The following is a 24,050-nucleotide window of genomic DNA, read 5'->3' as shown; positions in this document are numbered from 1 at the left end:
TCCTAGGTCGCGTCTTCCGCGTAGATCCCGGCGCTGATGATGACGCCGCCCCACCGCCGGCGGCCGTAGCAGATCGGGATGGGGCTGCCGCTCGCCGTGGTGTTTCGAGCGCTGCCGAAGGCGTAGCTCGGCTGGTTCTCCGGGGCGGCGCTGGTTTTCAGGCCTTTGGCCTGGGGGCTGAGCATCTGGACTACGCCGCCGGCAACCAAGCCGATGCCGGCCGTGACGAGAGTGTTCCCGATGGGGGCGGCCCAACCACCAGAGAGTCCTGATACGAAGAGCCCGGCGACTATCAGTACCGCGCCAACGACCGTCTGCAGTACGCCGGCACGCTTGCTGCCGCGCATCACCGGAACGATCCGAATCTCTCGGGTACCCCCAAGTTCGAAGCGATCAGGCCCGACGTTCTCGCGATTGCGGAAGACGGCGTAGACCAGGCCGCGGCGCTCCAAGGCGGCGATGGCTTCGCGGAAGCCGTCCAGGGTATTGCGCAAGGCGCTGAAAGCCTCCTCGGCGGTGCCCCGGTCCAGGAAGTAGCGATGCGTGCGACCGAACAGCCGGGCGAGCGGACCCGAAAGCTTGATGATGGTGGCGGGGGTATAGTGGGCTGCTGATGTCATATTTTCTCCAGGTATGAAAAAGCCGCCCGGAGGCGGCTGTTTACAAGCAGTTTTTCGCAGCTGTTATCCAGCCACCCGTGCCAGGTATCCAGCCGGCCGGCAATCGAACGGCCACCTGAGTTCCCGCTGGCGTCTGGTCAGCAGTTGCCATGGCAACCACCCCGTTGTAGGTAGCGGATGCGACGATCCGGACGCCAGTTTCTGTCTCCACAGACGTGGTGGTCGGATTGAAGTCCTGCCATTTGGGCGCCAGGCACCGCGAATACTGGACCGGCGATTTCTTGCTGACCCCGACAAATGCAGGCTCCCTTTCTGAAAGCCCTGAAGTCGTGCAACCCGCCAGCACCAACATCCCCAGTCCCACTGCAATCCACCGCATAGCGCATTCCTCGCCTAGTTTTCGTCGAGTCTAGCGCAGCGTGGTAGCAGCACAGAAACCCAGCACTGGGCTGGGTTCTGATAGAGGGTCAGATCAATGGGGCTTGTGGTCGCCCTGCTCGCCCGATCTGCTGGTGAGTCTTCCGCCTGGCCGATTGAACACGTCCACCACTCGGACAGAGTGCCCCTCAATCTCCAGCTTGAAGTGAGTGAACTCCCCATCCCACGACTGCTTCATCGGTAACCGGCCGGCCAAGTACAGCTTGTGCAGCCGCTTCGTGCCATCCAAGAGCATGACAGGGGTGTACCTGACGAAGGGCTCTCCACCCTCTCGCGTGCCACGGAACGGCCGCTCGGTCAGATACTTGTCCCTGGCCATGCTTGCCACTCGCCACATCGGTGGTTTTTCTGGGTCCCGCTGCTCGTTGAAAAGCCAACCCAGCTTGAGCAGTTCGCTATTGATGCGATCACAGCGAACGCCGTTCAAGCGCCTGGCAAATCCTACCGTGGTCTCGCCGACCATGAATAAGCTCTCCATGCTCTCTATCTGCTCCGCCTGCTGCTGGTTCTCTACTTGCAGCTGCTTATTTTCGGCAAGGATCGCCAGCTGCTGCTCGGTCAGCTCCTTGATCATCAGCAGCTTGCCGATATCTGTGGTCATGTCTGGCGTCCCAAGCGTCGCTGCCCGGAAGTAGCTGTTTACCAACTGCCGCTGGACGTCCCATGCTAGGTCATCGGTCAGCGACTTCACCAACATCAGGTAACCCCCCTCCGTCAGCAGGATGCCTTTCGCCGTCCTGGGCGGAAAAACGTGACTTAACGACTGCCGACGAATTTCGTCGGCAGTCAGTTCGAAGTACTCGCTCCCCTTGACCAGCCGCTCACGATGCTCCCGGTAATTACGGCCAGCAGTACCTTCGGCACGCTCATGAACTTCATCGATCATTGCCAGGGTAACGACGCGCTGGCCTTGGTACTCGACGATGGGGAGCTTGGTGTTGTGGATCGTCACAGTATTCATGCTGCAGCCCTCCGCGCCGGGGACATCCGCTGCTCATGCAGCTTGGCGAGTTCGCCGGCCTTCTGTCTATCCAGCATGCCCAGGAACGCTCGGATCTCCCAAAGATGGCTGGCCACGCTGATCAGTAGATCGGACCGGAGCGCTCCGCCAGCGCGGTAGATCTCATCAACCATTTTGACGAGCTGCTTCGAGTGGCAGATCAACAGGTGCACGGCCTGTGCCTCATAGTCGCTTAGGCCGATCACGGAGACTGGCTTCTTGGCTTCGATCCACTCTCCCTCCAGCGCATAGGCGGCGATGAAGTTGCACGCGGCCTCAAACTGATCTGCCGGGATCATCTCCAGACGCGGCACGTTGAAGCGGGTGTGAAGGCGACTACACATGGCGGCATGAAAGCTGCGGCGCTTTGCAGCGGCCACGTCCTTGGCCTTGTCGCGGATCGTGCCCTTGATGACGTTTAGCTCGCTCATGCCGATCAGCTCATTGACCAGAGTCGGCATCTTGCGTTTCTCGTCCTCGTACCGCCCGTGCTTGCGGATTGCCGGCAGCACCTCCGCGGTCACCCACTTCCTGAAGCGCTTTGCCTCAACCTTCCGGCTTTTGAATATGAGGGAGTAAAGGCCGGACTCATTGACGACCAGCATTTCTTGATCGCCAGAGGGGGTGTTGACAGTGGCAATACCCCTCTCGTCCGCGTCCAGCCCGTCGCCTTCCCTATCCGCACGACCGTTAACAGCCAGCGACACGTTTGCAATGCCAATTGATCCACACGCGTCGGCAGCCACAAACCAGGGCTCGCCATCGATCAGCAGGGTACGCACCTCGCGCTGATCGAACTTGAAAGGGATAACGTTCGTGCTATGATTTTCCACGTGAATGGCCTCGAAATTGTTCACACTTGAAGCCCTGGCGTCTCGTACACGCTGGGGTTTCGTCTTTTCAGCGCACCTGTTTTTCATCTCTCTTCTTCGCCTCCGCCACCATTCCAAGAATCTCGGCTTGCATGCTGTGGAAGTTGACGCGTGCGCGCTCTTCGAGCCAGGCCTTCAGCTCCGCCGGCAGCCTCAGCTTGAATTGTGCATCGTTACGGGACATGGCTGATCTCCTATAGCCGCCAGAGGGACCCACTGGGTCCGCAAATAAAATGTACCCAGTGGGTCCGTTGTCGTCAATACCCATTTGGTCCATCATCGGCTAATGCATAGAACAGACCCCCAATTCAAGCTTCGCCTGCCTCAGGAGCTGAAAGATCGGCTCGATGAGATAGCTACTCAAAATCGACGATCTACCACCGCCGAGATCGTTGCGCGCCTTGAGGAAAGCCTCGCGCGCGAGGCCGAACCAGTACACCACACGCTCACCTACACGATATCTAAGGAGAAGCTTGCGCAGCCTTCTGCTCAGCCGGAGCTGCAAGACCCGGAGACCGATGTAGCACTCCAGGCACTGGAAAGGGCACGCCAGACGGTGCTGGCAGCGCGCGCCAGGCAGCTGACTGCAACCATCATCGCGGATGTGCTTGCTGGTGCGGTTCTCTCGGAGAGAGGCTTCAGCGTGGACATTACGGAGTCCATGAAAGTGAACCTTGAAGCGCTCGCCTATACGAAGGGCAGCGATGCTGGATCGGAATACGCTCAGATCATGGAGCAGGTAGCCAAGATCATTGAAGAGCGCCAGGCGCTCGCCGGAGACCACACGGAAACCACCAGCCGAGCGGAAGACTGAGCTAGCTCCTACCCAGCACTCCATAGCCCAAGGACGACCTATGAGCACCATCGCAACCGCCGCAAGCGCCTTGAAAGATCTGATCAACGCCATACCCGAGGCCGAATCCATCTTCGAGCGAGCAGCTCTCTACGGCGCCATCAAGGCGATCACGAACGGGCTGTTGGCCCAGGATCTCGAGATAGTCAACGGCTATGCGAAGGAGAAGGCGCGCAAGGTGTGTTGGCACGCCGGTGCAGCACTAGGCTTCGACGAGACCAACGGGCACTCAGTAGAACAGCACTGCAGCTGGGCAGTTGGAGAACTATGGTCACTGCGAGACAGCGACCCGCGCCGAGGCGACTAGGCTTCCTCGCTCAGGTACAGCAGGAACGAAAAAGGCGCCCGAAGGCGCCTTGTTGTAAATCTGGAGCGGGATCAGCCCACTTCTTCCATCCGCTCAAGCATGTCGCCGTGACGCTCCACCAGCTTGAGCAGCATGGCAGCCTGAGGGTTTGGCTTGGCCTTACCCTGCTCCCAATTCCTAAGCGTAGCCGGCTTGGTACGGATGACGCGAGCGAAGACTTCCTGCGACATCTTGTGCCGCATACGAATCGCCACGATCTGCTTAGCGGAGACCTTTGGCTGTGCCTTGGCTTCAACCTTGTGCTGGCGCAGCGTGATCTTGCCCTCGCGCTCAGCTGCCATCTCGCCGATGCCGGTCATGATTTCAGCAAAAATATCGCGTTTGCTCACTTCTTCACCTCGCCTTTAGCCTTGGTTTCTTTGCGGGCCGCAATCTCGGCGGCAATGGCTGCTTTCAGTGCCTTTTCCTGGTCGGGCGTCAGGTTCTCAAGCTCATCCTTGTCGTAGATCGCAAACAGCCAAATCTGGCCCTCATCCGACAACCAGTAGTAGATGACTCGAAGCCCGCCTCGCTTACCTTTCCCGCGGCGCGCATCACCCCAGCGCAGCTTTCGGAACCCGCCGGTACGCTGCATCACATCCCCGCACTTGGGGTTCTTCAGCATCTCTGCCTGTAGCGCGCGGTACTCGTCATCCTTCAGGTAGTCGCCTACCGTGGCGGAGAAGGATGAGGTCTCGAAAAAGGTCGCTTCCATGGGTAGAAGTATAAGCAACTTGCTCATATTTGAGCAACGGGAAAGTGCTCATCAGCACCCTGCTTTCTAGGCATGGCATCACGAAGCAGGCGCCTGCCACCTGGCATCTTCCGCGCACCGCCAGCAGTGAAGACGGCGACGACGCCTCAGCACCCACGGCCCATTGCGGGGATAAGGCTAACCTTTCCATGCAACGATGATCTCCGCGATCCCCGAAAGGAATGCCGCAAGAAACGCCGCGGCGGCCAAGTACAGCCCGGCACGATCTGCTCCCTGCGGAGTCATCTGTCCAACTACCTTTACCCGGTTATTGCGCTTATCTTTAAACACTGCATCGCTCCTATGTCGAAGATAGGGCGGCGAACAGTAGCCCCGGTACGCGTCGGCACCCGGGGGCTTTGCTTGTTCGGGCCACTAGGGCCAATAAATCAGAACCTCCTGATCAGTTCAGCTCAACTCGATGCAGTTACTCCACCTCTACCTATAGCGCCCTCTGGTGTCGCAGAATCAGCCGCGCTCTCTCATGCCAGTTTCCGCCGTAAACGATGACCTCCGAGGGGCGCCCGTGCAGGTGATGCAGTAGGAACGGGCCCGGGCCGAAAACTTGGGCCTGCTCCCCGGGCAGCGCCGGGTCGGTTCCCAGGTAGATGCCCGCATGGTTCGGGTGGGCGGTGCGCCCGACCTGCATGACGATCATGTCGCCGCGCTGCGGCCGATCCACCAGGCGGAACCCGGCGGCCTCGTAGTGCTGCTCGTAGAGGCTGGGGTTGTCGGCCAGCTCCCACCAGCCATCGGTGCGGCTGTAGGCCGGGAATTCCAGCCCCCACTCCCGGTGATACCAGTCGGCGCAGATCGCCCAGCAGTCCTGGACGCCGTGGACGAAGGGCCGGCCCAGCAGCGGCACGTCTGCCTCCGGCAGCAGGGTTCGTAGGTCACCCTCCGGCCAGCTCAAGATGTACCAGGTCAGGCCCGAGGCGTTGCACATGGCGACGTCGGCCGGCGACGGCCTGCTGGTGGCGTCGGGGTGGCTGTGCACCACGGCCAGGATCTCGCCCTGGTCCTCGGCAGCGGCATACGCCTCCGGCGCGATGCGGAACTCCTCGCCAGGGTCGGCGGCGGTGTTCTCGCACGGCACGTATCGCTGGCGCCGGCCATCCTTGATGACCAGGCCGCAGCACTCGCGGGGGTAGACCTCGGCCGCGTGCGCCTGCACCGCCGCCAGTATGTGTTTCAGCATGGTCAGCTCCTGGCGATCAGGGAGACGGCCGGGAAGCCGCCGTGGGGTAGCTCGTTGCCCTCGCCAAAGCGCGGCACGCAGCCGGTGCCCAGGGTGGCATCGCAGATATCGCGGGCCGGGTCATCGGTCAGTTCGCCGTTCTCGTCTCGGTAGGGGCCGGTATAGCCACAGTTCGGGCCGCGGTAGCCGCCGGTCATGGCCCAATGGCACAGCGTCGTGCATTGTCGCCCCACCGCTTCGCCGGCGAGGTCGCCCGGTGACGCTAGCTCCCAAGAAACCACCTCGCCGTCCTCGCGAGTCTTCTGGTCCAGATACCAGACCTCGATTACCTCCTGGGTGGAATCGGCAGTCGGGTTTCCCGCTGGGAAATTGCGTGCGTCCAGGTACTCAGCCAGGGTCTCGCGCATTACCAGGCGGAACTGAAGGAGGTCCTCGAACGCCAGGCAGAGAGCCGTGATGCGGCCCGAAACGTTGCCAGCGGAAAATGTCGGCCGGGCTGATGTGCCGTCGCTGCTGGCTTCGATGCCCTCCAGCTGCACGGGCCAAGCCGCATACTCGATGCCCTTCCACCAGATCGATTTGGCCGGTAGCTGATCAGCGTTGGCTCCAGCCGCGGTGATCTCCTCGGGCGTGTGTGGAATGGCGTGGCCGTGGAAATAAAGCACGTCGGCGCCGAAATCACTGCCGTCGATCTCGAACAGGGTGATCTCGGCGCCGGGCTCCAGCTGCTGATACCGCGTCTGCAAACTCATGGGTGGAACCACTGCTCGAAGGTGACGGTGAGGGTGTAAATGTCGGCCCCATGGGCCGCCAGGCGATGCTCTCCGGCGATGTAGAAGCCCACCGCTCCGAGAGGCGGCGTCCAGAGGAACGATCGGTACCCAGCGTGGCGATCCAGGAAGTCCCGAATCGCAACGATGGTCGCCTCGCCCCCCTTGAACGTCAGCGGCCAGCTCTGCGACTTGTTGTTGAGGCCATCACCGACAACCTGGGCGTATCCGTCACCGAGCGGGGTCTTGCGGGTCCGGTAGGTCGCGGTGCCCTCGGCATCCGGCCTAGGGTCCCAAGTGAACGTTTCAACGGCCATTGACGAGCCTCCAGATTGATCCGCCGGTGGCAAGCTGCTGCTGAACGACGCGCAGGGCGCCGTCGCTGATCATCTTGCCCAACTGCTGTCCAGCGGCGCCGGCCTGCGACGCATCCGTTGACGCCGTGGCATTGCCGCCTGCATCCACATGCACCTCGGTGTGGATTTGGATCGGCGCCGCCGCCGGCAGGTTGTTCTGACCCTGGAGCGCCCTCACGCCCAGCGAGCCGTCCGCGGCCCGGGTCAGGGGCATTACAGCTTCCGGGCCGGCCTCGGCGAAGATCCCAGCGCCCTTCGCGAAGGCGAACAGCTTCGGGGTGTCGTGCACCTGGTTGCTGAAGGCGGAAAGGCTCGGGCTGTCGTAGACGCCACCCTTGGCGTTGTAGGTAAGGCCGGCGGTGTTCAGCTGCGGATTGAAGGTAGTCGTGGAGCCACCCACCGTCGCCGAGGTGCTCGCCGGCGCCGTTCCGCCGGCACCGAAGTAACTGGCAGCGACAGACCCAGCGATGCTCAGTAGCCCGCTCAGCGCCTGGCTGCTGGCCGAGCGCACGGCGATCTTGGCCATGTCCGCCAGCACCGACTTGGCGAAGTCGCTGAAGGACAGCTTTCCGGTCAGGGCGAAGCTGACGATCGCATCTTCCATGCTGCTGAAAGCGTTGGTGAACAGGCTTTTGGTCTGCCCGGCGACATCCCGCGCGCTGGCCAGGTAGTTCTGGTAGGCATCCTGGGCGCCCAGGGTCCAGTCGCTGTTCTGGCGGTCCAGCTCGGCGTAGTAGTCCGCCGACTGCTTGAGCGCCTTTTCCTGCCCGGCCCGGATCTTCTCGGTGGCCTCGTTGTACTGGTCCGACCCCAGCAGATCCTTGGGCGTGGCCTTGTCCAGCTGCTCTTGGTACCGCTGGAACTCGCGATAGATCGACTTCTGCTGGTTCAGCCGGTCCCGGTACTGGTCGCCCATGCCGGCGCCGTCCAGCTGCCGGCCATACTGCTCGGCCTGGGAGGCCAAGGTGCTGGCGATGGAGGCGTCCAGCTGGGCGGCGCGCTCGGTGAGCTTCTGCAGCTCCTGCTTGTGGACGATCTCCTGCTCGATCGCGGCGTTCTTCTGCAGCTGCGCCTTGATCTGGCTCTGGTTGGCCAGCAGGCTCTGCTGGTCGGCCGTCAGCGTCTGCTTGGTCTTCAGGTCGGCAATCTGCTGCTCGAACTGCGCCAGCTTCTGCTGGGAGGCCGTCAGCTTCTCACTGCTGGCCAGCTGCTCTTCCAGGCTGCTCTGCTGCTGCCGGAGTGCCAGGAGGGTTCGCGTGGCCTCGTCGTCGCTATAGGCCTTGGTGCGGGTGGTCGATTTGTCCTTGAACTTGTCCTCGATACCGGCCAGTGCCACAGCGTATTCGCGCTGGATGGCGGCCGCATCGGCGCCGGCCACGCGGAGGCGCGCGGCGCGCTCCCGATCCAGCTCGGCGATGGCGTTCTTCTTCTGAGCCTCCTTGTCCAAGCCGGCCAGGTACTTCTGGTGCATCGAAGTGCTGGCAGCGATGGCCGCGCGCTCATCGTCGGCGGCCAGCCCCTGCGCCCGGGCGATCGAGTCCTGGGTGGCCTTCTGCTGCTTGAGGAAATCGAGCTGGCCCTGGAGGGCGGCGCGCTGGGCATCCTGGGCGGCCTGGTCGCGGCTGGCTTGGCGCCCGGTGACCGAGCTGCGCGCCGGCAGCTCGTCCAACTGCTTCTGTACCTTCTCGATCTGCTGCGCCAGGGTGTCCTCGCGCCCGATGTTGAGCATGGCGTCCCAGGCCTTTTTCGCGCCACTGGTGAGGCTGTTCCAGGCCGACTCCAGGGCGCCGAGGTTCTCCTTGATGTTCTTGGCGCGCTCCTGAAGGGCGCCGGCATAGGTCGCTTCGGCCAGGTTGGCGGCGGCGGTCTTGTTGCCCTGCTCCTCCAGCGCCCGGATCTGGTCGTAGACCGCGGCGGTGAGGTAGTTGTACTGCTCGTTCAGCGCGGCCGAGGCCTTGGTCGGCTCGTCGGCCAGGCGCTTGAACTCGGCGACCGTGTCGGAAACAGCCTTGCCGGTGGCGGACTCCCAGGCCACGGCGGCGACGGCCATGTCCTTGAATTGGTCGCTGGTGAGCGAGCCGGTAGCCACCAGCTGCGCCAGGGCTTCAGCGGCGGCGCCGGTGGTCCCAGTGACGCCGCTGACTTCCTTTGCCAGGTCGGCCATCTGGCCAGTGTTCTTGCCCGCCAAGTTGCCCGTGGTAACCAGGGAAACCCGGAAAGCGTCCTGCTCCTTGGAGCCCTGGTAGTAGGCCAAGGCAAGCGCCGCGGCGGCGGCAGCGGCCAGGGTGAAGGGATTGATGAGGCCGAGGACGTAGCCGCCCAAGGCTCGGGCGGCCGGCGCGGCGCCACCGAACATGTCCTTCAACTGACCACCCTGCTGCAGGAAGACGGTCAGCGGCTGCTGGCCACCCTGCAAGCTGGTGACGATGTCGGTGAACTGCGCCGGCACACCGCGCAGGGCCGCGGCCTGAGCCTTGGCGCTCATGGTGTATTTGTCATTCGCCGAGGTCGCCTTGGTCAGCCCGTCGCGCATGGCGTTGAGCTTGCCCAGGTATTCGGCATAGTCGTCAGCCGGCAGGCGGTTGGCCTTGCGGTGGGCCGCCAGCTGCTGCTCCATCTTGTCCAGCTCGCCCAGGCGTCCTACCACCGGGTCGATCTTGCCCAGCAGCTTTTCCAAGTCGTTCTGCTGCTTGCTGGTCTCGGCCTTGAACCGCTGCATGGAGCGCGCGGCACGGTCCATGCCCTGCTCGAAGCCGCCGGTCTTGGCGACCAGGTCGAGCGTCAAACTGCCGAGGGAGCGGGTTGCCATGTGTCAGTTCCAGGTGGTGGCCCGCCGGAGCGGGCGATCAGTGCCAGGTGGCCATGGCCTGGTCGAGCGAGATGCCCTCGGCCTCCTCCTTGGCCTGGGCCAGGGCGGATTCGTAGGGCATGAAGGCCTCCATCTCCACCTCACCGCCGTGGATGCGGCTCAGCACCGTGGCCAGCATGGCGAAGCCATGCTCCAGGCGATTGCCCAGGTTCAGGCTGCCGCGCCGGCGCAGGTAGGCATACCAGTCCATGGCCTCAACGTAGGTCAGGCGATTCTTGGCTTCGAGGATGGTGCGGCCGCCGATGCCATGCAGCACGAGCTCGTGCCACATCTCATCGACGGCGGTCAGTTTTTTGCCGCGGTCTTCCCGAGGCCGTTGACCTCATGCACAGCGTTGAGCAGGGCGAAGGCCAGGTTCGGCTCCAGGTTGCGCGCGTCCTCGTAGGGGATCTGCTCTTCCCCCTTCTCGCCCAGCAGCACGCACTCACTGATCAGCTTGGCGTTGCGGCTGCGCTTGGCCACGTCGGCTTCGCCCTCGCCCGCGTCCGGGGAATACAAGTTCTCGATCACGGCGAAGGACTGGCGCTTCACCAGGACGGTGAACTCGTCGGTGACGGGATCGCCGTTCTCGTCCAAGTGAGGCCACTTGATGGGCTTCTTCACGGGCGCCGCTTCGACAAAGGCGCCGGCGGCTTTCAGTTCTTTCAGTTTCATGCTCGGTCCTTATGCGCTCTTGCGCTTCCACTTGCTGCCGCCGGAGCGCTGGATGGTGGCGGCCGTGGTCACGACCGTGTTGCCGGCGAAGTCGAACGGGAAGTCGGAGACGTAGCCCTTGAACTCGAACCAGGTTCGGTCGTCCGGAAGCACGAAATTCCAGTCGGTGGTCAGGCTGGCCGTGGCCGTTGCACCCGATCCGGCGCCGCCGCTGAACGCCACCGTGGGCGCGCTGGTGTAGCCGGTGCCGGGGTTGGTGATGGTAAGGCCGGTCACCTTGCCGTCGGCGACTACCGCAGTCGCCGCGGCGCCCGAGCCGCCACCGCCGGTGAGGGCTACGGTCGGCGCCGAGGTGTAGCCGGAACCGCCGTTGCCGATCGCCAGGCTGGTGACGGTGCCGGTCTGCGCGGCGGTCGGCAGAGACGTCGGCTCGTTGTTCTCGTCCACTGGACCGTCGGACCAGCCCACTACCCACTTGATGGTGGTGTCGCCGGTCGCTTCGGACAGCTGGTGTAGCCGGATGTGGCTGTCCTCTTTCGGATCGGCCTGGACGGTCATCGAGGCCGCGCCGGGGGTGCGCAAACCCTTCATGTACTCGCGCTCGAGCGCCGACAGCGGGGTGGTGTCGATCTGATCGGCCGGGGAACCGCCGGGGTTGAACGCGGTAGCGCGCTTGATCTCCATCACGGTGTAGGCGCCGGTGCCGCTGGAGGGCGGGACCAGGGCGAAGATCTGGGTTCCTTGGGTGAGAATTGCCATGTGGAGCGTCTCCTGCGGGCATGAAAAAACCCGCCGGAGCGGGTCGATGGGAAGTCAGTGATGGATCAGCGGAGCACAGTCCACTCAAGGTCGAAGCTGACCCGGTAATTCTTGGTGTCTCGGTCGCGGCTCTCGCCGTTGTAGGCCACCAGGTAGGCCACGCCTTCGAGGGCGTCGCGGAGCGCCATGGCGGCAGCACGCGCGCTGGCAGGGGTGCTGCCGTAGACATCGACCTGGGTGCGGAACCCGTCAACCCCCGGGCGGCCAGTGAGGTAGTTGTCCGGGCTGCCGCTGATGATCTGCCAGGCAGCATAGGGCAGCGCGGTGCCCTCCTCAGCCTCGCCGAAGGGATAGACCCGCACCGGGTCGGCGCCGAACAGCGCCTTGACGGCGGCGGAGGCCGCGACGACCTTGAACAGAGGGGGAAACATCAGACCAGCTCCTTGTTCAGCTCGTCGTTGAGCACGTCGACGAAGGTCTGGATTACGTCCGGCACGTTGTTGTCCAGCGCCGGACGCATGAAGGGCCTGGCGCGGGAGCGCTCGGTGCCCAGTTCGACGAAGCGCCAGTAGGTCGGGTTCGGCGAGTTCTTGTCGTAGCGGGCGCCGCCCATGACGCCTACCCGCATGACGATCCCGCCCTCGCGCCGCCCCTTGATCGTGCCCTCGCGGATCACGATGAAGTCGGCGATGTTCATGGGCGTTTCCGGGTCGTCCTGCTGGTTGGCCCGGTCGACAGCTTCGTCACGGACGATCTTCATCGCCGCCCGGGCGGCCCGGCGCACGGAGCGCTTCTGGACCTTCTCCGGCAGCTGGGTCAGCCGCTCAATTGCATCGTCCACGCCCTTGAGGGTGAAGGTGATCATGATCAGCCCTCGGCGAGTCCGCCGGAAACCATCAGGGTGAGGTACTCCCGCCCGGAGTTCTTGTCCGGCAGGACGGCCTCGATGTTGTAGATCACGTCGCGATGCACGGCGCGCATGCCCGAAGTCACCCCAGCGCGGTACCGGATGACGATCCGGGCCGTGACCTCGTTCTGGGTGGCCTGGCCGGCGATGAACTCGCGGCCGCTCACCGGCTCGACGGAGCACGGGATGGCCTTGCTGGTCAGGTTCGACCAGCCGCTGATCATCTCGCCGGTGTCCGGGTCTTGGTGACGCCCATCGCGCTGCAGCATCACGCGCTGCCGTAGCTGGCCGGCACGCATCACACGCCCATCCCAGTACGGTACGGTGCCAGCAGGTGCCGGGAGCCCATGGGTAACTCGGCGACGGTCACGCCGGTGGCCACGTCCTCGCGGTTGGCGAAAAGATGGCCAAGGATCAGCAGGCATGCAACCTGAATTGCCTTGTTGATGACAAGGCCTCGGGCCTTCATCTCGACTTCGGCCCGGGCATCGGCGAACGTCTTGGCGGCACGATCAAGCGCACCCTGGCGATCATTGAAGTCCACCACCACGTCAGCGGCAGCCACGGCCTGTTCGTAGCGGATGCGGGTGGAGCTGATCGCCGCCGGCACTTCGGCCAGGGCGGCGTCCAGCGAAGCCTGATCGGCATAGAACCGCCGCTGCAGGTACTGGCTGGCCGATTCCTCGGCGCCATCCAGCATGGCCTGGACCAGGACCTGATCCTCTTCCTCGGCCAGCAGGTGCTGCATGGCCAGCTCTATGCTGATCACGGACATCGCTTACTCCTGGGGCGGATTGTCGTTCGGTTGGCCAGCGGGAGGCTGGTCGGCAGGCGGTTGGTCAGCCGGAGGCTGGTCGCCGGCAGCCGGCGGGGGCGTGTCGGCCGGCGGGATGTCAGCAGCAGCAGACGAAAGCGCGGCCAGCTGCTTGGCCAGCTCGGCTTCAGCCTCCTCCCGCTTGCCGATGAAGTCACCGACTCGCGCGCCCTGGGCGTCGACGATGATCCACCGCTGACCCTTCTTCTCCAGCCGCAGAGGAGCTAAGCCCACAGAGTCGGGCGGAACGTCCGGCGCAGTGGTGGGGCCTGGAGCTTTCTTCTGGCCACCCACCTCGCCTACGATCTCGCACAGTTTCAGCTGCTCGAGCTCCTTGGCCAGCCAGACCGGCGCCGCATAGGGCTCATGGTCGACGTCACGGATGGTGCCGCGGTCTTCATAGGCTCGCAGTGGCTTAATCAGTAGATCGGACATTTCTCACCTCGAAGGGCCGGCAACCCCGGCCCGTGCAGGGGTTAGGACGCGGCGGCAGCGAGCTTGCCGGTGACGAAGGCTTCGGTACGGTAGATGGCGAACGCCAGGCGCTCTTCAGCGCGCAGGGTGGCCATGTTGTTTTCGAAGTCCTTGTCGTTCTCGGTGGAAATCAGCACCTCGACGTCCATGCGGTCGAAAATCTGAGCGCCCAGCTTGAACGCGCCGGTGAGGAAGTCGTTCTGCTTCATCGCCTGGGTAGCCACCACCGGGCGGTTCCACAGGCGGGCAGCGGTGCCTTCCTGCGGTTGGCCGATGATGTAGCGGCCGACGTCGTCCTTGATCAACTCGATCAGAGCCCAGTCGATGGGATTCAGCACGATGCCGTCCGAGGGGAATTCGGCCAGCTCGGCCTGCAGGAGCGCCAGGCGCAAGCGGTCGATGCGCTGCTCACCGGTCACGGTCACACCACCAGGAGCGGCGTACTGCGCGGCAACGGTCACCAGGCCCTGCAGGTTGGCACCGGCGCCACTGCCGTAAAGCAGCTGGGACTCTTCGGCCAGTAGCAGGCCATAGCGAGCGCGGGCGTCGATATAGCTCTGCAGCGCCTTGGCATCGTCCAGGATCTGCCGCGAAGCCTTGAACAGGTGCGCGATGGTGCGGACGTTCGCGGTCACCAGGGTGGTGGTGATGTCGGAGTACGGCTTGGCGCCGCCTTCGGCAACAGTTGCTGCGTTGTTGGTGAAGCCGGTCTCGCGAACGTACTCGATGGAGCCGGACTCGGTCTCACCTGGTGCTACCAGGTCCCGAATGGTGGCGCGGCGCAGGCCCGGTAGCGCGACGGTGTCCAGGCGTTCGGCCGGTGCCAGCCCACCCGCGGTGGTGGTGGTGATGGCGGCGCGCGGCACGGACACACGGCGGGAGCCGCGGAACGAGGAGTTGACCCCTTCCATCTGTTCGCTGGCCACGAACAACTCGCCGGCGGACTTGGGGGCCTCGGGCCGCTGGGTAGCGCTGTTGGCCGCGACCAGCTTCTGCTCAGCTTCGAGCACCCGGGCCTGCAGTTCGCCCTGCTTCATCAGCAGTTCGTCGACCTTGGCACGGGTCTCGGTGTTCATCTCGCCGTAGCGGGCGATTTCCTTGTTGCTGGTTTCCGCCTGGGATTTGATCTGATCGCCGATGCTCTTCAGGCTGGCGTTCAGCTCGTTGTACTGCTTATCGAAGTCGCTCATTGCGATACTCCTTGGAGAGATTTGAGGATGTCGGATGCCGCGCTCAGAGAGGCGGTGAGGTCTGGCGCGACAGCGCTGGGCTTGTCGGTCGGGGCAGCCTCACGCGTGCCCCCGCCAGCAGCGCGCGGCGTGCTGGACTTGAAACTGGCGAAGAGCTCGCGCCGTTCGCTGCGGGTCATACCCGCCTTGGCCAGGGCAACATCCATGGCCTTGAGCGCGTTGCTTTGCTGGGACTGCTCGTCCTGGCGCTCGGTGATTTCGTCCGAGGACAGCAGGCCGGTGGCGAAACCCAGCTCCAGGGCGCGCTTGCCGCGGATGAAGGTCTCGTCATCCATCATCTCGGCGATGTCGGTAACCGGCTGGCCGCTGCCCTCGGCGTAGAGGTCGGCCATCGCGGCGTCGAACTCTTCCATGGTCCCGGCGATGTCGCGCAGGCCGTGGCGATTGCCCACCGCCAAGGTCCAGCAGTTGTGGATCATCAGGAACGCGCTCGTCGCGACTTCGCGCTTGGCGCCGGCCATGTAGATGACCGAGGCCGCCGAGGCGGCCAGGCCAAGCACCTTGGTGGTGACTTCCTGGCTGTGCTCGCGCAGGCGGTTGTAGATGGCCAGGCCTTCGAACATGTCGCCGCCGGGCGAGTTGATGTAGACGGTCACCGCCTTGTCGCCGATGGAGCGCAGCGCGGCGTCGATGCGGGAGACGGTCACGCCGTCGCCGTACCAGTCCTCGCCGATCATTCCGTAGATGGTGATGGTGTCGCTGGTGGACTCCACGGCCGCCTTGATGGCCGGGTTCCATTTGTCGAGCGCGCGCGGGCTCAGCTCGCAGCGGAAGCTGCCAGCCTTGGATTTGAATTGCATGAGTTACCCCTTGGAGTTTGCCGGCTGGTCCAGCCAGTTCTGCAGAGCAGCTTTTGCGGCTTGCCCATCGTCGCCCTGACCGAGCTTGTCGATCGGTGACAGGTTGGTTTGCACGGTAAGCACACCAGCGTTGCCGCCCATCCTGGGCAGGTTCTCCTTCACGCGGCATTCGTCGCGGGTGTAGATGCCGTTCTGCACCATCTGCGAATACAGGGTCGCGCGGCCGGCGCTGTCAGCCCGCAGCAGGCCCTCGATGGAGAACTCGGCGTAGACCTGGCGGCGCTGGGCCGAGGTGAGCAGGTTGCGGTTGATGCCCTCCTCGATGCGCCGCATGTAGCTACGTAGGGTGAAGGTCAGGAAGCGCAGCAGCTTCTGCTCCAGGCCCGTGCCCCAGTTCGACGCCTTGTCGCTGTAGCCCACCAGGGTCGGGTCCACCATATAAAAGCGGCAGATTTCCTCGGCGCTGTACTCCCGCGACTCCAACAGCTGGGCGTCGACCGGGTTGATACCGATGACCTTGGCGCTAACGCCCTCCTCCAGCACCGGCGACTTGCCGGCGTTCATGGCGCCACTGATGCGCTGGACGTAATCCCGGAAATCATCGCGCTGTTTCGGCGTGAGGGTCTTGTTCACCTCGAAGGCGACCGTCTGGTGCATCCCGTTCTTGAAAGTGGAGCCGGCCACGTCCTCCGCCGACATCGCCGCGCCGAAGACATCGGCGCCGTAGGCGATGGGCGACAGGCCGATCTGGCCGTCCAGCGAGAACGCCGGGATGTGCATCATGTCGCTGCCCGCGATGTCGCGCAGCTGGCCGTTCTTCTCCCGATACCGGTAGAGGATTTCGCCGTTGTCGGCGACGTCCAGGTCCATGCGGTTGGGCAGCAGAAACTCCAGCGCCACAATCCGGCCGCCGATTCGGATGATCTCGACGAAGGCATTGCCGCGCAGCAGCATCGAGGCGACCACCGCCTCCCAGAACTGCACCGCGGTCATGCGGCTGTTGGGGTTGGTGTTGATGATCCAGTGCAGGTCGTTGTCGCTGGCCACCTTGCGGCCGCCGTCGGCCTGGCGCATGTACAGGCCCAGCGGTAGCGTCGCGATCGTCTCGGAGATCAGCCGGACGCAGGACCAGCAGGCCGCCAGGCGCATAGCCTTGTTGACGGTGATGGTCTTGCCGGTAGCGGACGTGCTGCCGACCGTTTGCGCCCAGATCCCGCCGGCGCCACCGGATAGCGACCGGCCCAGCCAGTCGACGACCGACGTCTGAGGCGCGGACACCGCGCTGCTGAGTACGGACAGGAGGGACTTAGCCACTGGTCAGCCCTCTTCGGATGAATGCCGCCGCGGCGAAGCACGAGGCAGCACCCGCGAGCAGCGCCCAGCCCAGGCCGAGCAGGATGAAAACGCCGGCCACGGCCAGGCCGAAGCCCAGCACTGCGATCAGCAGGTAGAGGATCGATGCCGTGCTCATTCGAATATGGGGTCCCGGATTGAATCCATGAATCGGTCCATGCCGCCGTCGCCAAGCGTGACCTTCGCCATCGCCCGCCCCACCGCCATGATCAGCGCCACAGCGCCGTCGATCTTGTTGTCGTCGCCCTGCTTGATCGGCCGCACGATGTCGTCGTTGCCGGGCAGGCTCTTGCCCACCACGTTGCCGATACACCAGGTCATGATCGGGTTGCCGTCGTGGTGAAAGCGGCCCGACTCGATGGCGGCTTCGAGCTCCTTCATCGGGTCGGACATGTTGGTGTAGTTCTGCACGATGGTGACGGGCGTCAGGCCCTCGTCATCGAGCTGATGGCTCAGGTTCGTAGCACCGTGCGGGTCGATCGGGCTTTCCAGTACCGGGGCGGCCTGGTTGGCCTCTTTGGCTTCCTCGAGGATCTCGCGGTAGTCGATCTCGGCGCCGGCAGTGACCTGCAGGTCGCCGGTGTTGATCCACTTCTGGAAGCGCTCAGCCATCCGCCGGTTGTCGGTGTCGTAGGCCGTGTCTTCTGGCACCCAGAAGCCCGGCGCCACGCTGTAGTAGTGGATCTTCCCGTCGATGAGGCGCCAGAACAGCCGAGCCATGGAGTTCATGTCCAGCTTGCGCGCGAGGTCGAAGCCCAGGATGCACTCCTGCCCCTCGAACTGCTCCAGGGTTAGGTTCTTGTCCTCGCAGGCCTTCCAGTTCTCGACATTGAAGAAGCCGGCCTTGGCGCTCACCCAGAGATTCAGGTGCTTCGTCTTGAAGGTGTTGGTGAAGCGCGCCGAGCGGATCGCCCGTGCCAGCTGACTTTCCAGGTACTCCTGGTAGACCGACACCCCCATGCAGGGGTTGGCCTTGGCCAGGTTCTTCGGATCGGTCCAGTCGTCGCCCTCGTCCAGCGTCCAGATCCACGCGAACAGCTCCGGATCGGGCACCGAGCCTTCCAGCATCTCGATGGACTGGCGGCGCTTGTCGTAGCACGGGCCCTCGATATTCGCGCCGGCCGTGGTGATGATGAACATCAGCGGCTGCCGGCGGGCGCCCATGCCGGTCAGCATGGTGTCGTACTGGGCCGAGCTGTCGTGCTCGTGAAATTCGTCGATGATCGCGCAGCTGGGCGACGCACCGTCGCCGGGGTTGCCAATCAGGGGTTCGAAGCGCGAGCCCTGGGCTGGCACGTTCATGTTCGAGGCGTTCACCTCAATCCCGGCCGCCTCAATCAGCATCGGCGAGCGCTTCACCATCAGCCTGGCCGGGCGGAAGACCTCCCACGCCTGCTTCTCGGTGGTGGCCCCGCTGTACACCTCGGCGCCGAACTCGTTGTCGGCGACGAACATGCTGATGCCGACGCCGGCGGCGATGACGCTCTTGCCGTTCTTGCGCGGCACCTCCCAGTAGCTCTCGCGGAAGCGCCGGTAGCCGTCTTTCTTCCTGAGCCAGCCGAAGGTGCAGGCCATGCCGAACAGCTGCCAGGGCTCCAGGGTGATGAGCTGGCGCTTGAACGCCCACTCGCCCTTGGTGTGCGGCATCAGCTGCACCAGGCGCAGCTTCTTCTCCGCCTGGGCCGCGTCGAACTTGTAGGGGAAGCCCTTGCCGCGGCTCTCGGCCACGTCGTCGAAGTGCCGCTGGATCGCCAGGTGAATGAACCGGCACGCCGGCACCCTGCCCTTCAGGACGGACCGCGCCCACGCCATCGCCTTGTCGACGTTGGGTGTGGGGGTCTTGGCCATCAGGAACTCAGGAGGGAGGCGAACTCGTTGGTGGGTTTCTGCTTGTTGCCGCCGATCAGGCGCGTCCGGCTGGCCGGGTCGAGCCCGAGCAGTGAGCCGAAGGTCACCATCTGGCGCATCGTTTCGTTGGCGGCGGTCAGGGCCGGGTTCTTCATCGGGCCGCCTTGGGCGCCCTCCACCACGATGCCGTGGGTGTTGATCGATTCCTGCGCCAGACGCCAGTTGCCATAGGCCGTGCAGAAGGCCTCGACGTTGTGCAGGTCGGTGAGCGCCAGCACGTTCTCGCGCAGCAGCTCGGGAATGATCATCTTCCACATATCAGCCGCTCGGTCGTTCAACCACTCGGGCGGATCGACGTTGGTGACCGTGGAAAACTGGGGTTCGGCCTTGTTCAAGGCCCGCTTTCCGGGGTTCCCGGCGAGCTGTTTCTTGGCCGTGGGCTTGGGCTTGCGACCTCGGCCAGCGACCGCCGCTGTGCCGCCCATGGCGCTACTCCTGAATTTTTAATTTCGCGGGCGTGAAAAATTGACGGGGCGGGCGGTCAGGAAGGCCATCGGACCAGGGTTTTTACCCTCCCCCTGGCCCGCAGCAGGACCTGCTCTAGGATGCCAATCCGCGGCTGTCTGCTGCCGTCTTGCGCTTATGGCACTCGTGGTTGATCGCACGCAGGTTGCTGAGCGCATCGGTGCCGCCTGCCGCCTTCGGCACCTTGTGGTCTACCTCGTGTGCAGTGCGAACCCTGCCCAGCGACTGGCACTCTTCGCACTGGCAAAGGTACCCATCACGACGCAGCACCTTCTCCCTGAGCTTTTGCCAGCTGTAGCCGTAGCCTCTGGATGTGGTACTACCTGCCGCGTCCTGCCGCCGTGCCCAGCCGCTGCTCTGGCTGGCGTGCTCATCGCAGTAACCACCAGGGTTGCGGGTCAGCGCGTTGCAGCACCGGGCGCGGCATGGCTTGTTGGTTCGCAGCACCATCAGAGAGGCTTTCCTGCCAGGTCAAAGCGAGGAGTGCCGAGGTCGCCGCCCTCATCCTGCTGGTCGGCCAGGTAGTCCACCATCTCGCGGTTGCTCTCGGCCAACAGCCTGTTGCTCTCGGCCAACTCCAGCATCGCCTGTGTCTGGCGTGCCAAGGCAGCCATCAGCTCTTGGTGCTCAGTCATGGGTAACCCTCCAGCGGCGCCTTGCGGCCGCCCCATTGCTCGGGTAGCGCGCAGGCTGTCACCTCAAATTCGTAGAGCTTCTCGCCTACCGGATCACCTGGCGCCGCCGCGTGGATGGTGCGCATGTCGGTCCGGCAGTCGGCTATGCGCCCGACGACGCCGAGGCCACAGCCGAGCAGGAACACGATGGCGCAGGCGATCAGGTAGCAAGCGGTCTGCTTGATCCGCTTCACGGCCTGGCCTGCTGCCGGCGCTCGGACACCCGGCGGTCACGCCCCACGATCAGCGAGCCCACCCGGTGGAAGATGTAGCCGGCGATGAAGACCGAATGCCCCACCACCAGGGCGCTGGCATCGCTGTTGTTGATCACCTTCCAAGGCTCGGCGTACCAGAGCTGCAGGTGGCCCAGCATCAGGAGGACGGTCGAGACCATCAGGAAGGCGATCTCGGCGTGGTCGTCCTGGCGGAACCGGCCACCCAGGGTCAGGAAGACGGCGCAGCGGCCGATCACCAGCGCGTAGGCGATCAGGGCGATTATCGAAACGATGAACATCAGGGGCCTCCGGGGCTGAAACGCTCAACCATGGACTTGACCTTGACCTCCAGCACCCCAAGCACCGGGTATGCGAAGAAGCCCAGCAACATGATGATGCCGGCCCGGTACTGGTTGGAGACGTCGATGAACTCACCGGCCACCTTGCCCACGAAGAACGCCACCACCAGCTTGCCGACGAAGGTTCGCCAGTCGAAGCGCATGGATGTGGCGCCGGGGTAGAACAGGCTGGCGAGTCCACCCAGCATCCCGAGGAAGCCGACCAGCGCCCAGTCCAGAAGCTTCTCCACTGGCTTGGTCCTCTCGGAAATGAAAAGGCCCGCCAGCGGCGAGCCTTGAGAATTGACGCCCGTTGCCAGGCGGACCCGAAGGTCATGTGCCCCTGAGGGGCTGCCTACTGTCGTCACGACGTTGGCGTTTGGATCAGGGGGCTGGACCCGCTCCCAGCTCTGGGCCTCTGGCATCAGCCTGAGCATTCCCCTGAACGCAAAAAGCCCCGGCACATGGCCAGGGCTTCGGAGTCGTCTGCATCTTCATCACGCGCAGAATCGACAAGATAGTGAAATAGTCGCTCAGTCGCTCATCGCCGTCAAGCAGCAATGTGAACCAGTAGCCCTTCCTCTTCGATGATGGCTTCCGCCCGGCGCAGTGCCTGGGTGACCAGCTCCTCGCAGCGCTTGCCAATGCCGCCGCGCCACCGGCGCCGGGTCTGCTCGGGGCGGGCATCCGGGTCCCAGGCGTTCATGCAGTAGAAGGCCTTGGGCAGCACGATCATGTCGGTGGAGCGGCGACCGTCTACCCCACGCAGCTCGGGGATCGCCCAGGCGGTCACGGCCTTGGAAACGAACAGGCGCGGCGCCGGCGACTCGACACGAGGAATCAGGAAGCCGATGGCTTCGATCTTGCGAGCCCTGTGGGTGCTGTACTTGGCCACCAGCACGGCCCAGTCCAGCGGGGAAAGCTGGCGATGCAGCCGGGCGTGCAGTAGGCAGTCCATGTCGCGCTGTTCCTGGGGGCTCAGGCCGCTACCGCCGCGGTTCTCCGGATAGCCGGCGTCATAGAGCTTCTGCCAGGCCTGCTTGCTGGTGTTGTCGATGGTCTCGGCGGACAGGCAGCGGACGACTGCGCTCAGCGTGTCACGGTAGTAGCTCATGGTCAGTCTCCGGTGCGATGCGAGCCGTGCGGGCCGCGGCGGTTGCTCGATTCGTAGGGCTGCATCCGCTGCAGGGTGGCCAGCTGCTGTTCCAGGTGCAGAAGGCGGTGACTCAGGGTGAAAACCAGGTCCTCGGCGGGCATGGCCTGGCCGGTGGAGTAGTCGACCCAGCCGGTACCGGCGCAGGTGTCGCACTCCATCTCGTAGAAGACGCCCTTGGTGACGCCGCGCCCGTGACATGTCACGCAACGCGAAATCGGCTTCACCTTCCGGTTGAGGTCAGGCCCGTGCTGCTTGCGCATTGGCCCTCCGGTCGATCTCCTTCTGGATCTCCTCACGCTCGCCCAGAGCGCGTGACATGTCACGTTGGGCTTTCTCCTGACCGGCGCGGTTGACGCTGGCGCGGTCCTTCCAGATGCGGTCACCCAGGCGAGAGCCGGGGCGACGGGCCGACTGGTAGCCGCGGCAGGCCTGGGCAGTGCTGGCGGCGTTCGTGTACAGCTCCTGCAGCACCATCCGGCGCCGGCGCAGGTCCTCATCGCTGGCACCGGCCAGGCGCTGGGCGGCTAGCGCTTCCATTTCGGCGATCACCGTGTCGGCGTCATCGGCCACGGCCAGGCGGGCTTCGTCGTGGTGGTTGAAGAAGACGACCAGCGAGTGGCCGAGGATCTGCCGGGCCAGGCCGGCCAAGTCTTTTGCTGGGTGGTTCATGGGCGGGCCTCGGTAGCAGGCAGGCGAAGATAGGCGGTCAGGTGCTCCCGGGCGTCGTGCACGCCGCGGCAGACGATGGCCAGATAGCCCTGGTCGGTCAGGCGCTGGAGAGCGGCCAGCTGGCTCGGCGATACCGCGGCGTCGTGCGGCGGGGTGGCCTTGAACTCGATGCGCATGCCGAAGTAGCCGCCCCGGGCGATGTCGACGTTGATGTCCGGCATCCCGGCGCGCACGCCCTGCCCTTTCAGCTTGCCGGCCGTGGCCTTGTGGCGGTGGCCACCGTTGGGGACGTGGTAGATGGACTTCGCCTCCTTGGGGAAGGCCAGATCCAGCCAGGTGAACAGCTGGGCCTGCTCGATGCCTTCCCAGTCGGTGGGTTTCTTGCGGGTGCGGGTCTCGCGCGGGGCGGCCCAGGACTTGAGGGCGGCGGTCATTGGTATGCGCTCCCAGGCTGTCCAGGCTCATTGCTACCCGTGCACGCCAGGTCATGGTCGGCGGCGTGCGGGCAGCGCTTGTTCCCGCATATCGGACACAGGATCATCCTCGTCATGGACAGCGGCAGAAACCCGAAACCAGCGATATCGCGACCCAGGCGTTTTTCCTCAATGCAGCGATGGCATTCGCACTGGCTCATGCGGCCCCCTTGATCGTCATCAGGCCCTGGCTGATCCAGATGGCCTGCGTCTCGCCCAGGGCCCGGATGACATCGCGCTGATCCAGCTCGCCCCGGCGGCGGCCATCCAGCAGGTCGTGGCAGCAGCTGCAGGCAAACACAGCCATGTTGTCCGGGCTCTTCAGGCCCATGCCCTTCTGGCCGCAGGCGATGTGCGCCAGCACCGTCGTCTCTGGGTTGCCGTTGCAAATGCCTGGGATGCGAAGGGTGCAGTCCTGGCCGCGCGCACTGTCGCGGAGCTTCTTGGATTGGACGCGGCTCACTGCTCGTCCCTCCGCCCCTGGATGTCGCCCAGCATGTCGCCGAACGGGCGGCGCGGTGCCGGCGCCTTGAGCTCGCGTTTCACCGGCTGGGCCAGCTCCTGCTCGCGGAAGTGGATGTACGCCTCGGTGTGCTGGACCTTCGCGTCCATGCCGGTGCCGCGGCGGTAGCCCTGGTCATAGGCCAGGCGGCGGGCGTCGTCGTATTCCTTCTGGGTGAACATCATGCCGGCACCTCCTGGGACTTCTGGCGCTCAGGGGCGAAGTCGCCAAGCAGCGGCATCAGTTTGGACTCAGGAGCCATAGCGCCCTCACCCTGAGGAATGTCTTGGTGGTCCAGCCTCCACATGGCGCGCTTGAGAACCGTCTCGCCCTTGCTTACGTTGCTGACCAGTGCTTCGAAGCGGTAGCCAGCAGGTACCAAGCGAACCAGAGCAACTACCGCTCCAGACACCAACGGGCCAACATCTGTCAGGAGGATTGCCAGATCACCGGGCTTGAAGTTGTGATTCATGCTACGTCGGCCTCCGGCCAGATAATGCGAGCGCAGGCCAGGGCCTCGTCGCGGTTGATTTGGGCGCCGACCATTGCGAAGGGCGGGCGAT

The 24,050-nt window shown here is 64.4% G+C and carries 37 protein-coding genes and 2 pseudogenes; 2 read left to right on the top strand and 37 right to left on the bottom strand.

The features are described from left to right. Positions 1-2 precede the first annotated feature (2 nt). The 4 genes from QZ471_RS01370 to QZ471_RS01355 form a co-directional block, all read right to left on the bottom strand. Entirely contained in the window at positions 3-620 is a 618-nt protein-coding gene (locus tag QZ471_RS01370) for a tail assembly protein (protein WP_295460517.1), read from the bottom strand. A gap of 472 nt (positions 621-1,092) precedes the next feature. Continuing rightward, positions 1,093-2,019, bottom strand: a complete 927-nt coding sequence (locus QZ471_RS01365) for an ORF6N domain-containing protein (protein ID WP_295460516.1) — start codon at positions 2,017-2,019, stop codon at positions 1,093-1,095. Next, entirely contained in the window at positions 2,016-2,915 is a 900-nt protein-coding gene (locus tag QZ471_RS01360; RefSeq protein ID WP_295460515.1) for a BRO family protein, read from the bottom strand. Before QZ471_RS01360 ends, QZ471_RS01365 begins: the two co-directional genes overlap by 4 nt. Positions 2,916-2,958: 43 nt before the next feature. Continuing rightward, a complete protein-coding gene (locus tag QZ471_RS01355) occupies positions 2,959-3,114 on the bottom strand; it encodes an Arc family DNA-binding protein (RefSeq protein ID WP_295460514.1) in 156 nt (51 codons plus the stop codon). Between the two features lie 102 nt (positions 3,115-3,216). Between QZ471_RS01355 and QZ471_RS01350 the strand changes: the two genes are divergently transcribed. Together QZ471_RS01350 and QZ471_RS01345 are read left to right on the top strand one after the other, a co-directional pair. Beyond that, the gene (locus QZ471_RS01350) at positions 3,217-3,744 is read left to right on the top strand and encodes an Arc family DNA-binding protein (protein WP_295460512.1); all 528 of its coding nucleotides are present in this window, start codon (positions 3,217-3,219) and stop codon (positions 3,742-3,744) included. A 40-nt stretch (positions 3,745-3,784) separates the two neighbouring features. Further along, positions 3,785-4,090 carry a hypothetical protein gene (locus QZ471_RS01345; RefSeq protein WP_295460511.1) on the top strand — a complete coding sequence of 102 codons (306 nt, stop codon included), beginning with the start codon at positions 3,785-3,787 and terminating at the stop codon, positions 4,088-4,090. Positions 4,091-4,161: 71 nt separating this feature from the next. Here the strand turns inward: QZ471_RS01345 and QZ471_RS01340 are convergent, their stop codons facing one another. The 33 genes and pseudogenes from QZ471_RS01340 to QZ471_RS01180 all read right to left on the bottom strand — a co-directional run bounded on the left by QZ471_RS01340 (position 4,162) and on the right by QZ471_RS01180 (position 23,959). Beyond that, positions 4,162-4,479, bottom strand: coding sequence for a helix-turn-helix domain-containing protein (locus QZ471_RS01340; protein WP_295460510.1), 318 nt, complete (start codon positions 4,477-4,479; stop codon positions 4,162-4,164). Next, positions 4,476-4,844, bottom strand: coding sequence for a toxin (locus QZ471_RS01335; RefSeq protein WP_295460573.1), 369 nt, complete (start codon positions 4,842-4,844; stop codon positions 4,476-4,478). The genes QZ471_RS01340 and QZ471_RS01335 overlap by 4 nt, the downstream gene beginning before the upstream one ends. Positions 4,845-5,325: 481 nt before the next feature. Next, a complete protein-coding gene (locus tag QZ471_RS01330; RefSeq protein ID WP_295460509.1) occupies positions 5,326-6,081 on the bottom strand; it encodes a C40 family peptidase in 756 nt (251 codons plus the stop codon). A gap of 2 nt (positions 6,082-6,083) precedes the next feature. Continuing rightward, positions 6,084-6,833: a phage minor tail protein L gene (locus QZ471_RS01325; RefSeq protein WP_295460508.1), complete on the bottom strand. Its 750-nt coding sequence runs from the start codon at positions 6,831-6,833 to the stop codon at positions 6,084-6,086. After that, positions 6,830-7,168 carry a phage tail protein gene (locus QZ471_RS01320; RefSeq protein ID WP_295460507.1) on the bottom strand — a complete coding sequence of 113 codons (339 nt, stop codon included), beginning with the start codon at positions 7,166-7,168 and terminating at the stop codon, positions 6,830-6,832. Before QZ471_RS01320 ends, QZ471_RS01325 begins: the two co-directional genes overlap by 4 nt. Then, the gene (locus tag QZ471_RS01315) at positions 7,158-10,016 is read right to left on the bottom strand and encodes a phage tail tape measure protein (RefSeq protein ID WP_295460505.1); all 2,859 of its coding nucleotides are present in this window, start codon (positions 10,014-10,016) and stop codon (positions 7,158-7,160) included. Before QZ471_RS01315 ends, QZ471_RS01320 begins: the two co-directional genes overlap by 11 nt. Before the next feature lie 37 nt (positions 10,017-10,053). Further along, on the bottom strand, positions 10,054-10,347 hold the full coding sequence (locus QZ471_RS01310) for a hypothetical protein (RefSeq protein WP_295460504.1): 294 nt from the start codon (positions 10,345-10,347) through the stop codon (positions 10,054-10,056). Between the two features lie 14 nt (positions 10,348-10,361). Next, positions 10,362-10,730: a phage tail assembly chaperone family protein, TAC gene (locus QZ471_RS01305; protein WP_295460503.1), complete on the bottom strand. Its 369-nt coding sequence runs from the start codon at positions 10,728-10,730 to the stop codon at positions 10,362-10,364. A 9-nt stretch (positions 10,731-10,739) separates the two neighbouring features. Then, positions 10,740-10,955: pseudogene (locus QZ471_RS01300) on the bottom strand (phage tail tube protein); the annotation flags it as partial. Between the two features lie 225 nt (positions 10,956-11,180). Continuing rightward, positions 11,181-11,489 (bottom strand): annotated as a pseudogene (locus QZ471_RS01295) (phage tail tube protein); the annotation flags it as partial. A 65-nt stretch (positions 11,490-11,554) separates the two neighbouring features. Continuing rightward, on the bottom strand, positions 11,555-11,920 hold the full coding sequence (locus tag QZ471_RS01290) for a DUF3168 domain-containing protein (RefSeq protein WP_295460502.1): 366 nt from the start codon (positions 11,918-11,920) through the stop codon (positions 11,555-11,557). Next, positions 11,920-12,354, bottom strand: coding sequence for an HK97-gp10 family putative phage morphogenesis protein (locus tag QZ471_RS01285; protein ID WP_295460501.1), 435 nt, complete (start codon positions 12,352-12,354; stop codon positions 11,920-11,922). Before QZ471_RS01285 ends, QZ471_RS01290 begins: the two co-directional genes overlap by 1 nt. A gap of 2 nt (positions 12,355-12,356) precedes the next feature. After that, positions 12,357-12,695, bottom strand: a complete 339-nt coding sequence (locus QZ471_RS01280; RefSeq protein WP_295460500.1) for a phage head closure protein — start codon at positions 12,693-12,695, stop codon at positions 12,357-12,359. Beyond that, complete coding sequence (locus tag QZ471_RS01275; RefSeq protein WP_295460499.1) at positions 12,695-13,171, bottom strand: head-tail connector protein; 477 nt, start codon at positions 13,169-13,171, stop codon at positions 12,695-12,697. The genes QZ471_RS01280 and QZ471_RS01275 overlap by 1 nt, the downstream gene beginning before the upstream one ends. A gap of 3 nt (positions 13,172-13,174) precedes the next feature. Beyond that, positions 13,175-13,645, bottom strand: coding sequence for a hypothetical protein (locus QZ471_RS01270; protein WP_295460498.1), 471 nt, complete (start codon positions 13,643-13,645; stop codon positions 13,175-13,177). A 41-nt stretch (positions 13,646-13,686) separates the two neighbouring features. After that, positions 13,687-14,874, bottom strand: coding sequence for a phage major capsid protein (locus QZ471_RS01265; RefSeq protein WP_295460497.1), 1,188 nt, complete (start codon positions 14,872-14,874; stop codon positions 13,687-13,689). Further along, positions 14,871-15,734, bottom strand: a complete 864-nt coding sequence (locus QZ471_RS01260) for a head maturation protease, ClpP-related (protein ID WP_295460495.1) — start codon at positions 15,732-15,734, stop codon at positions 14,871-14,873. The genes QZ471_RS01265 and QZ471_RS01260 overlap by 4 nt, the downstream gene beginning before the upstream one ends. A gap of 3 nt (positions 15,735-15,737) precedes the next feature. Continuing rightward, positions 15,738-17,048, bottom strand: coding sequence for a phage portal protein (locus QZ471_RS01255; protein WP_295460494.1), 1,311 nt, complete (start codon positions 17,046-17,048; stop codon positions 15,738-15,740). After that, the gene (locus tag QZ471_RS01250) at positions 17,041-17,205 is read right to left on the bottom strand and encodes a hypothetical protein (RefSeq protein ID WP_166655923.1); all 165 of its coding nucleotides are present in this window, start codon (positions 17,203-17,205) and stop codon (positions 17,041-17,043) included. The genes QZ471_RS01255 and QZ471_RS01250 overlap by 8 nt, the downstream gene beginning before the upstream one ends. Further along, positions 17,202-18,935: a terminase large subunit gene (locus QZ471_RS01245; protein ID WP_295460493.1), complete on the bottom strand. Its 1,734-nt coding sequence runs from the start codon at positions 18,933-18,935 to the stop codon at positions 17,202-17,204. The genes QZ471_RS01250 and QZ471_RS01245 overlap by 4 nt, the downstream gene beginning before the upstream one ends. Continuing rightward, on the bottom strand, positions 18,935-19,420 hold the full coding sequence (locus tag QZ471_RS01240; RefSeq protein ID WP_363286443.1) for a phage terminase small subunit P27 family: 486 nt from the start codon (positions 19,418-19,420) through the stop codon (positions 18,935-18,937). The genes QZ471_RS01245 and QZ471_RS01240 overlap by 1 nt, the downstream gene beginning before the upstream one ends. Before the next feature lie 115 nt (positions 19,421-19,535). Continuing rightward, a complete protein-coding gene (locus QZ471_RS01235; protein ID WP_295460491.1) occupies positions 19,536-19,910 on the bottom strand; it encodes an HNH endonuclease in 375 nt (124 codons plus the stop codon). Beyond that, positions 19,910-20,095, bottom strand: coding sequence for a hypothetical protein (locus tag QZ471_RS01230; RefSeq protein ID WP_295460489.1), 186 nt, complete (start codon positions 20,093-20,095; stop codon positions 19,910-19,912). The genes QZ471_RS01235 and QZ471_RS01230 overlap by 1 nt, the downstream gene beginning before the upstream one ends. Beyond that, on the bottom strand, positions 20,092-20,328 hold the full coding sequence (locus tag QZ471_RS01225; RefSeq protein WP_295460488.1) for a hypothetical protein: 237 nt from the start codon (positions 20,326-20,328) through the stop codon (positions 20,092-20,094). Before QZ471_RS01225 ends, QZ471_RS01230 begins: the two co-directional genes overlap by 4 nt. Then, entirely contained in the window at positions 20,325-20,648 is a 324-nt protein-coding gene (locus tag QZ471_RS01220) for a hypothetical protein (protein WP_295460487.1), read from the bottom strand. The genes QZ471_RS01225 and QZ471_RS01220 overlap by 4 nt, the downstream gene beginning before the upstream one ends. Further along, on the bottom strand, positions 20,648-20,938 hold the full coding sequence (locus QZ471_RS01215) for a hypothetical protein (RefSeq protein WP_295460486.1): 291 nt from the start codon (positions 20,936-20,938) through the stop codon (positions 20,648-20,650). Before QZ471_RS01215 ends, QZ471_RS01220 begins: the two co-directional genes overlap by 1 nt. Before the next feature lie 299 nt (positions 20,939-21,237). Then, entirely contained in the window at positions 21,238-21,801 is a 564-nt protein-coding gene (locus tag QZ471_RS01210; RefSeq protein ID WP_295460485.1) for a hypothetical protein, read from the bottom strand. A 2-nt stretch (positions 21,802-21,803) separates the two neighbouring features. Further along, on the bottom strand, positions 21,804-22,103 hold the full coding sequence (locus QZ471_RS01205) for a hypothetical protein (RefSeq protein WP_295460484.1): 300 nt from the start codon (positions 22,101-22,103) through the stop codon (positions 21,804-21,806). After that, positions 22,081-22,512: a hypothetical protein gene (locus tag QZ471_RS01200; RefSeq protein WP_295460483.1), complete on the bottom strand. Its 432-nt coding sequence runs from the start codon at positions 22,510-22,512 to the stop codon at positions 22,081-22,083. Before QZ471_RS01200 ends, QZ471_RS01205 begins: the two co-directional genes overlap by 23 nt. Further along, positions 22,509-22,946, bottom strand: a complete 438-nt coding sequence (locus QZ471_RS01195; RefSeq protein WP_295460482.1) for a VRR-NUC domain-containing protein — start codon at positions 22,944-22,946, stop codon at positions 22,509-22,511. The genes QZ471_RS01200 and QZ471_RS01195 overlap by 4 nt, the downstream gene beginning before the upstream one ends. Before the next feature lie 196 nt (positions 22,947-23,142). After that, complete coding sequence (locus tag QZ471_RS01190) at positions 23,143-23,448, bottom strand: nuclease domain-containing protein (protein ID WP_295460481.1); 306 nt, start codon at positions 23,446-23,448, stop codon at positions 23,143-23,145. Next, positions 23,445-23,672: a hypothetical protein gene (locus QZ471_RS01185; RefSeq protein ID WP_295460480.1), complete on the bottom strand. Its 228-nt coding sequence runs from the start codon at positions 23,670-23,672 to the stop codon at positions 23,445-23,447. Before QZ471_RS01185 ends, QZ471_RS01190 begins: the two co-directional genes overlap by 4 nt. Continuing rightward, entirely contained in the window at positions 23,669-23,959 is a 291-nt protein-coding gene (locus QZ471_RS01180) for a hypothetical protein (RefSeq protein ID WP_295460479.1), read from the bottom strand. Before QZ471_RS01180 ends, QZ471_RS01185 begins: the two co-directional genes overlap by 4 nt. Between the last annotated feature and the right edge of the window lie 91 nt (positions 23,960-24,050).

Origin of the sequence: uncultured Pseudomonas sp. (genome assembly GCF_913774235.1) — a bacterium.
GTDB lineage: Bacteria > Pseudomonadota > Gammaproteobacteria > Pseudomonadales > Pseudomonadaceae > Chryseomonas.
This window is presented reverse-complemented; position numbering and strand designations above follow the sequence as displayed.